Here is a 7667-nt window from a genome sequence, read left to right on the forward strand (position 1 = left end):
TCAGCAGGATGTGCTGTGTGTGAGCACGCGTTTCGGTGTTCACGCCGCGACGGTTGCCGATCAGATCCTCAATGCGATTGAGGCTGTGCAGAGCCGCGGTTTGAGCGATCGGATCGTACATCTTTCGCCCTTCGTCCGTAAGCACGCCGGCCAGTCCCTGCGCATAGGCAAGCTGCAGGTTCTGGCGGAAGGTGTTTACGTTGCTGCTAGCATCCGCTTCGAATACGGCGTCCGTCAGTTCGTCCATGTAGTCGATCAGCGGGTAGCCGTTGCCGTAAAGGCGCGTATCCGTGATTCGCTCCAGCGTGTTCGGGTGGAGCAAGTGGGCGAGCACAACACCCTGTACCTTCCGTGCCATCTCGTGGATCTTCGGATCTTCGCTTTCGCCGAAGAACTCGAACCCGCGGCGCTGCGGCTGCAGGTGGCGGAACAGCTCGGCGGACGCAGCGAACGCATCCGGCGCGAAGAGGTGCTCGCTCAGAATCTCCACAGCGCGCTTCTGATCCTCCGTCGCGACCGGCGTGTACGGCGCCTCGGATCCTTCCTGGCCGATCAGACCGCGGTCGACGTAGACACCGCCGACGTACCGAGAGACCACTTCCATCTTGTTCTCCCGGTTGTTCATCAGCACGGCGAACGCGTCGCGCAGTCCCTGCCACGACTGACCTGCATCGGCGTACTTCTGAACCAGGTCGGACTCGAGTGACTCGATCAATTCGATCCGTGCATCGGCATAGTCGATCGCTTCATTCGACATGTCGCCGATCATCACGTGGGGGTCGATCGCCTTGCCGGGCGAGCGCATGTCGTCGGCGTCGTTGCCAAACGCAAGCTCGGGCTCTGTCGACCGGGCCAGGATCTCGTCGATCGCGTCCTCATCGGTGGTGTAGCCGTATTCGATCGCCCACACGTCGTAGGGACCGGGCACGGTCGTGTAGTACTGGCCCTGGTCCGTACCTGGAGGCGCCACATTGATGGCGGGATAGTCCATTACGGAAGCGGTCAGCCCGGTCTCCCGGGTCATGGACTCCTGGTGGACGCTCTCAGCGTCGTGCAGCTGGCTGGCCTTCATGTTGTGCATAAGGCCGAGGGTGTGCCCCACCTCGTGCAGCGCGAGATAGTACACGCTTTCCTCCAGTAGCTGCGTCACTTCCCCGTCGAGGCCGCTCGCCCCTTCATCGGCCGCGGCGCCGGACAGCGCGCGCACAGCGGTCCGACCGAACATATTGTTCGTGTGGAGGAACGTGCCGATCGAGCATGTTGCCGGCCCGTTGGACCATCCGGTCTTGAACCGGTCATCCGATGCGGTGCCCGCCTCAAACAGCTTGTTGTAGTCGACACGGTTGGTGAGGAAAACGTACTCCAGCATCACGTCGGCACCCAGGATCTGGCCGGTCCGTGGATTCACGAAGCTGGGGCCGTATCCGCCGAAGACCGGGTCGGGCGACGACGTCCAGCGAAGCACGTTGTAGCGGATGTCCCCGGCATCCCAGGACGCCGTATCCGGCTGCACCTTGACTTCGATTGCGTTGCGGAAGCCTGCCTCTTCAAACGCCGCATTCCAAGCCAGAACGCCATCGCGGACAGCATCGCGTACCTCGTCGGGCGTCGTATTCTCGATCCACCAGACGATCGGTTCGACCGGCTCGGAGATCTCCGCGTCCGGATTCTTTTTCTCCAGATGCCAGCGATGAATGAGGTCATGGTACGGCGTTGCGCTTGGCGACGTCAGGTCGTCCTTTTGCGACGCAAAATACCCCACGCGCGGGTCGGCGAAGCGGGGCTGGTAGTCGTTATCCGGCATCTGGATCAGACTGTGCCGGAGCGTGATGGTCACGTTGCGCGCATCCGTTACAGCCTCGCTCCCTCCGTTTAGCGGCCGCGCATTATGAAAGACGTAATCAACGACGACGTCCGTATTCTCGGGGTAGTTGTGCACCGACCGGATCTTGGACTTGCCCTTGTCCTGCCGTCCGAGCTTAAACGCGGTCGGGGGAGCCTTCGGGTTCGGCGACGGACGCACCTGATGGAGCGCCTCTGTCAGGAACAGGTCATCTGCCTTGATGAGGATAAGATCGTTCTCCTTGTCGCGGGCGACAATGTTCTCCGCATGCAGTACAGACGGACTGACGTTCGCTCCGGCGCTTCGTGCGAGGCGGCTTTCCTCGTCGAAGTGGAAGTTGGTGTTTTGCTCGACGAATTCGATGCGATCGTAGTGCCGCTCAACCGTAAAGACGGCGTTGTCGCGGTACGCACCCTCGAAGTGGCCCGCTTGAACGACCCCGTTGAGCGTGTGCGTGAAGTAGATAAACTCCTCGTCCAACTGGTCCTCACGAATTGCAACGTGGAGACTCCCGTCCGTTGTGTCGCGGTAGACGGTAAAGAGGCCTTCCATCTTCTCGCTCTTCTCGACGGCTTTTTGAAAGTCGCCGTCCGTGGACGACGCCTCCGCAGAGGATGAAGCTGAGGAGGTAGCCGTCGGTGCCGACGAACTACATCCTGCGAAAACGAGCGCCGCGAGGACGACGCCGACGATAGGTTTGAGAATGCGCATAGGATCTGGTTCTGAACGAATGGAACGATACCGCCTCCCGATGACCGGGGACGGGGTCCGGCGTCTCCGCGGACACCCACGTTGAACGGGCAATCGCGCCGGACACGTGTACGTACGGCGGCAGCGGTTGCGCGGTTACACGGCGCGGCGCCCGCTCGTTACACGGTGGCGCCGGTCATGCATCCGCCGGGACCACCTGCAACACCAGGGCGCCATAGCCATCGACGCGAATCGTGTGCGTCTGTCCGGGCGCGGCGCCGTCACCGTCCGCATCGGCGTCGGACGCCTGATTCATACGCTGCCCGGTCCGTGCATCGATCAATTCGATCGGCACTGAGTGGTGGTTAAGCTCTTCCTCAAGCCCGACGTCGCGTGCGGTGTCCGACCCGTTGATAATGATGAGAAACTCCTCCTCCCCGTGCACACGGCGATACGTGTACACCGGCTCACCATACGTGGGCGGATACTGAACAAGCCGGCCTCGCCGGAGGGCGGGGTGCTCGGCCCGCAGGGTGAGGAGCGACTGAACGAAATCGTAGCGCGCGTTTTCTGCATCGGTACGCCCCTGCCGCGTGAACGCATCGCGCGTATCGCCGGGAAATCCTCCGGGGTAGTCCGCTCGCAACTCGACGTGTGAGGCGCCGCCCACCATCCCGATCTCGGTCCCGTACAGCATCTGCGGGATGCCGCGCAACGTGAACAGCATGGTCAGCACCTGACGAACGCGGGCCGTATCCCCCTCCGCGAGATAGGCGACGCGGGGCATATCGTGATTGTCCACCAGCGTCATCACATTCATCGGGTCCCCGTACAGGAAGTCCTGCGCGAGCACCTGGTAGACCGCGGCGAGGCCGTCGTTCCCCTGAACGTAATCCCGCAGCGCCGTCGACAGCGCAAAGTCCATTACGGACGGCAGATGCGTTTCCACACCGGTCGACAGCTTGCTCCCCGACTGGTACATGGCGGTGTATGCGGGGGCGGTGTCCCAGACCTCGCCGACGATCGACAGGTTCGGATACTCAGCCTGAAGTGCTTCCGCCCACTCGGACAGGAATTCCGGATCCGCATAGGGGTAAGTGTCTTCGCGGATGCCGTCAAGACCCGTCGTCTCGACCCACCAGATCATGTTCTGAATCAGGTAGTTGGCCACGAACGGGTCCTCCTGGTTCAGGTCCGGCATCGCATCTACGAACCAGAAGGTTCGCAGGAGCTCTTTCTGCTCCGGATCGGCATGCGGATCGGCCACCGACATCTTGTAGTGCTTCTCTGAGTGGTGATCCTCTACGCTCCCGTTCAACCAGCTCTCCCTGGGCAGATTGCCAATCCACGGGTGCTCGATCCCGATGTGATTGCTGACGTGATCGTAGATAACCTTCAACCCGCGCTCGTGCGCCTCATCGACCAGTCGTCGGTACGTGTCGTTGGTGCCGAAGCGTGGATCTACCCGGTACAGATCCGTGGCGGCGTAGCCGTGGTAGCTGTTTCGGCCCCGATTCTCGAGAATGGGCGTCAACCAGAGCGTCGTGACCCCGAGCTCTTCGAGCGCGTCAAGCCGGTCGATGATGCCCTGAAGGTCGCCGCCGTGGCGCATTCCCGGGTCGGACCGGTCGTACTCGTCACGTAAGCCCTCGACCCGGTCGTTGGACGGATCCCCGTTGGCGAAGCGATCCGGCGTGAGCAGGTAAACGACATCGTCCGGCCCGAAGCCCTGCGGCCCGTCCGCTCCCACCGTTCGCTCGTGCACCGGGTACGCAATGGTGTCAGCACCCGCGGAGGACGACACGACGATATCGTATGTGCCCGGCGTCAGGTCATGTGCGAATTGCACGTCGACGAAGGCATAGCTGTCGTTCGGCACCGAGTGGACGGCCGTCACCTGGAGTCCGTCATGCGGTGCATGCGCGGTCACCGCATCGAGGTGGCTCCCGTACATCATCAACTGCACCTCGTCCCAGTTCATCCCGGCCCACCAGTTGCCCGGGTCCACACGGTCGACCGCGGGCACCTGCGCGGCGGCGTGAACCGGCAGCATCAGAAGAATTAGCAGGAGCAAATACCACGAGCGTCGATGCGACATGCGAGGATCGGGTCCGGTCTCGGTACGCGGAGTACCGATAACGCAGGCGCCGGGACAGAGTTTATGGAATTTCGCTCGCTTCGCCACTGTCCACATGCGTTCGTGGAACGGTGAACCAAAAAAACGCCGTCCCCCCCAAACAGGAGAACGGCGTCCAAGGAATTCCGGGACCCTCGGGAGTCAATCTGTGGACTCCTCGACGATGTCGGCGTCAGCGACGTTTTTCTGGATGGACGTGATGGACTTCTTCAAGGAGCTCTTGCTGGAATACCCCTGGCCGCCGCTGAACATGGTCTGTCCGTTCGGTGCCTTAAAACGGAATCGGAATTCGTCCGACTTGTCCTTGTAGATCTCAAACCGATAGGGCATGGTTATCGGGCGTGATGTGTGTGGATATATGCGGTTTCAAGAATCTACGTCCGCCGCGAAGAAGGATCAAGCAAGCGGCTCAAAATACAGGGCATGATGCTGCTCACAGCCGGGATTAAACGCAGCGCCGCAGTTGGGGCATGCGGATTCGGCCTGCAGGTACGTGTTGATGGAGAGAACCGTACCGCACACCCCGCACAGCACGGCCGGCTCATCGAATGCCTCGCGCGGCCAGACCGTCGCGTCGTGGTCCGCGATCGCGTCGTGACAGGCGTGACACGGGTAGAATCGGTTGCAGCACGCAAACCGGATGGCGATGACGTCCGTTTTCCCGTCGTAGTGCTCACACCGGGTTTCGGGGCCCACGGCGATGCCGTAAACCGGAGTCCCATGCACAACAGCGCGCGCAAGGTTGTCGTCCGCGTCGGCTGTCGCCTTACTCATCCTGATCGTCGCGCGTGTCGAAGTCGAGAGCGGCGGAGTTGATGCAGTAGCGTTTGCCTGTTGGGTTCGGCCCGTCGTTGAAGAGATGCCCGAGGTGCGCGCCGCAGTCACCGCATACGACCTCGGTGCGCTGCATGCCGTGACTGTTGTCCTCCCTCAGTTCGACATTCCCCTGCTCAACGACGTCGTAGAAGCTCGGCCAACCGCTTCCCGACTCAAACTTTGTGTCGGAATCGAACAGGGTGGTGCCACATACGACGCACGCGTACATTCCGTCGCCTTTATGATCCCAGTATTTGCCGGAAAATGCGCGCTCCGTACCGGCTTCCTGCGTGACGTGGTATTGCTCGTCGGTGAGCCGTTGACGTAGATCGTTGGTGTCGCGGGCATGCGGCGTGTTGGCCATGATCGAGAGTCAGTCTATGAAACGCACCGGTGCCGAATGCCAGCACAGCGCATCCGGCGTTGCAGGAACGTAGACCTAAATGCGAGCGCTGACGTTCCATCGCGCGCAAACGTGTAACGACATCTCCGCTTCTCCCATGGGGACCATATCCCACCGATAGCAGGGTGTCAGAAGGAGGCTTCCCGGGTAGCGGCCTCTTCAATCCGATGCGCGAGCCAGTCGGCCTCCGCCTTGTCCGTCAGATTGCCGGTCACCCGAACGTGGGGCTGCTCCATTCCGTCGGCCATCTGCTGCCGTGCCGGGTTGTCTCCCTGAACCCCGAGGTTCGAAAGAACGTCGTCTGCTTTCTTTGCTTTCGCCTTGAGGTTCGCCAGGTCCGCCGTTTCAGCGGCCACGAGAAACAGCCCGTAGCTTGCGTTCTCGCTCTGTCCGTCGACGCGGACCAGGACACGCTCCAGCGCTTCCACCGGAAACGACACATCCTCCGGCATGCCCATGCCGTCGTGCGTAACTTCGATCTGACCGTTCTCAATGCGCACGACGGTATCATTGGTGAGTTGCTGGATCGACCCGTAGACCATGAGTCCACCCAGGCCGACCATAATGATGGCAAAGAGGAACGAGGCGCCGAAGAGAAACAGGCCGCCGACGAACATGGCGAGCCCGATCGCGCCAAGAATCAGTGACTGACCGCGGTTGCGGGAGGACGCGAAGTGCAGCTCGAACGAGCCGGGCCGGTCCTCTATTCGGATGCCGTCCGTGATGGGTTCATCGAAGTCCCACTCGTCTTCGAACGGCTGGGAGGCGTCGATCTGTTCGGCGGCGTCCGGGACGGAGGAATCCACGGACGGTGCACCATCTCCGTCCGCAGGTGCGGAGTCGGTACGCCGAGACGCAGTCCTCGCGCTGTTGCTGGAACCCGGCCCGGGCGGCCTGCCGGGATCGTCTTCCGGGGGAAAGACGGGGATCTCGATGGTGTCGCTGAAATCGATTCCCGGCACGTCTCCGTCGACCGCGATTTCCCAGAGCTTCCGCGTCTCCACCTTGGCAGCGGTCGACGGCGGCATGTCGTATGGAAGGTCGAACGTGAAGGGCACGCTCAGGTGTGCGCCGCCCCCGTACGCCTGGCCGGTGAGCCGATCCTCGTCGCGCCAGAGCAGGTCGCGCTCCACCTTCTTCTTCCGATCCCCATCCGAGTCCCGTGTGTAGCGGACGTACTGCCGATAGCAGCTGACGCGGACGACGAACCCCTCCTCCGGTGCCTCGTCTGCGGCTACGCCGGTCTCCAGGACACCCGACAGCCGTTCGCCCAGCCGGCCCGGCATCGTTTCGAGCGTGAGTAGCGTATTCCCAAACTTCTGCATGCGCAGGTACTCAAACACAACCTTCCCTACCATGCCGAGGCCGATCAGGGGGAAAATCATCACGAGCAAAACGGCCCCTCCCTCGTTGATGCCGCCGGCTTCGAACAGAACGAAGTAGGCAATCGGCCACGTCAGCGCATTCCAGAGGAGTGCGAAAAACATAAATCCGCGGTCCAGCGTGCCGTGGGACACGATCTCGGCGTCGCGCCACTCCGGCCGCACCTTCCACGGGGCATCCGCATGCCTCTCCAATAACCGTTCGACCTCATTCCTGCGCGAGCCGCTTCGAAGTGCGTTCAGCAGCGATCCCGCGCCGACCATCACGAATATGCCTCCGAGGATGTACGGCATGTACTGCTCGAACATGCTCGCACTGGATGACCCGGCCGGGAAAAAGAACATCACACTCAGGCCGATCCCGACAAAGACCAGCGAGAAGATGATGGGGACGAT

General features: G+C 61.8%; 6 protein-coding genes. All 6 read right to left on the reverse strand.

The annotated features are described in order from the left end of the window. Nucleotides 1-2554 (reverse strand): zinc-dependent metalloprotease (locus tag ACFCU0_RS15220; RefSeq protein WP_434974535.1); only part of this gene is annotated, 2554 nt, incomplete at its 3' end. A 175-nt stretch (nt 2555-2729) separates the two neighbouring features. Next, nucleotides 2730-4631, reverse strand: coding sequence for an alpha-amylase family glycosyl hydrolase (locus tag ACFCU0_RS15225; RefSeq protein ID WP_434974536.1), 1902 nt, complete (start codon nt 4629-4631; stop codon nt 2730-2732). A 180-nt stretch (nt 4632-4811) separates the two neighbouring features. Continuing rightward, the gene (locus ACFCU0_RS15230) at nt 4812-5000 is read right to left on the reverse strand and encodes a YegP family protein (RefSeq protein ID WP_434974537.1); all 189 of its coding nucleotides are present in this window, start codon (nt 4998-5000) and stop codon (nt 4812-4814) included. A gap of 66 nt (nt 5001-5066) precedes the next feature. After that, entirely contained in the window at nt 5067-5444 is a 378-nt protein-coding gene (locus ACFCU0_RS15235; RefSeq protein WP_434974538.1) for a CHY zinc finger protein, read from the reverse strand. Continuing rightward, on the reverse strand, nt 5437-5850 hold the full coding sequence (msrB, locus tag ACFCU0_RS15240) for a peptide-methionine (R)-S-oxide reductase MsrB (RefSeq protein WP_434974539.1): 414 nt from the start codon (nt 5848-5850) through the stop codon (nt 5437-5439). The genes ACFCU0_RS15235 and msrB overlap by 8 nt, the downstream gene beginning before the upstream one ends. A gap of 167 nt (nt 5851-6017) precedes the next feature. Continuing rightward, the coding region (locus ACFCU0_RS15245) for a hypothetical protein (RefSeq protein ID WP_434974540.1) at nt 6018-7667 on the reverse strand (1650 nt) is incomplete at its 5' end.

It is taken from the genome of Longibacter sp. (genome assembly GCF_051155795.1).
Taxonomy (GTDB): Bacteria; Bacteroidota; Rhodothermia; order Rhodothermales; family Salinibacteraceae; genus Longibacter.

Bases quoted from the DNA above. Each gene is read 5' to 3' on its own strand.
- ACFCU0_RS15225 (WP_434974536.1), bottom strand. From the start codon at position 4,631: ATGTCGCATCGACGCTCGTGGTATTTGCTCCTGCTAATTCTTCTGATG.
- msrB (WP_434974539.1), bottom strand. From the start codon at position 5,850: ATGGCCAACACGCCGCATGCCCGCGACACCAACGATCTACGTCAACGG.
- ACFCU0_RS15235 (WP_434974538.1), bottom strand. From the start codon at position 5,444: ATGAGTAAGGCGACAGCCGACGCGGACGACAACCTTGCGCGCGCTGTT.
- ACFCU0_RS15230 (WP_434974537.1), bottom strand. From the start codon at position 5,000: ATGCCCTATCGGTTTGAGATCTACAAGGACAAGTCGGACGAATTCCGA.